Source organism: Streptomyces sp. BE303 (assembly GCF_036290945.1).
In the GTDB taxonomy this organism is placed as follows: domain Bacteria; phylum Actinomycetota; class Actinomycetes; order Streptomycetales; family Streptomycetaceae; genus Kitasatospora.
Genome location: NZ_JAQYWZ010000214.1, coordinates 1 through 423, shown reverse-complemented (window position 1 = coordinate 423; position 423 = coordinate 1). Strand labels below are relative to the sequence as shown.

Below are 423 nucleotides of genomic sequence, written 5' to 3'. Positions count from 1 at the left end.
GCCGCTGGGTGGCTCCCCGTCGTCCGCGTTCGTCCAGCGGGTGGCGGGCGTGCCGGTCGCCGACCGGCGGCGGCTCGTCGCGGACGTCGTGCGGACGCACGTCGCCGCTGCCCTCGGTCATGCCTCGACCGGGGCGGTCGAACCGTCGCGGGCGTTCAAGGAGCTGGGCTTCGACTCGCTGACCGCCGTCGAGCTGCGGAATCGTCTGCGGTCGGCGACCGGGCAGGCGCTGCCGGCGACGCTGGCGTTCGACTACCCGAGCGCCGAGCGGCACGCCGCGAACGTGCTGGCACAGGTGGTGGGCAGCGCGGAGGCAGCCGCTCCGACCGGGGCGGCGGTTCCGGTCGCGGTCCAGGACGACCCGGTGGTCAGCGTGGGCATGGGGCTGCGGGTGCCGGGCGGGGTGGAGACACCCGAGGCGTT

General features: G+C 76.1%; 1 protein-coding gene. It reads left to right on the top strand.

The features are described 5' to 3' along the window. On the top strand, positions 1–423 hold a 423-nt coding region (locus tag PUR56_RS01385; RefSeq protein WP_329947505.1), incomplete at both ends, for an acyl carrier protein.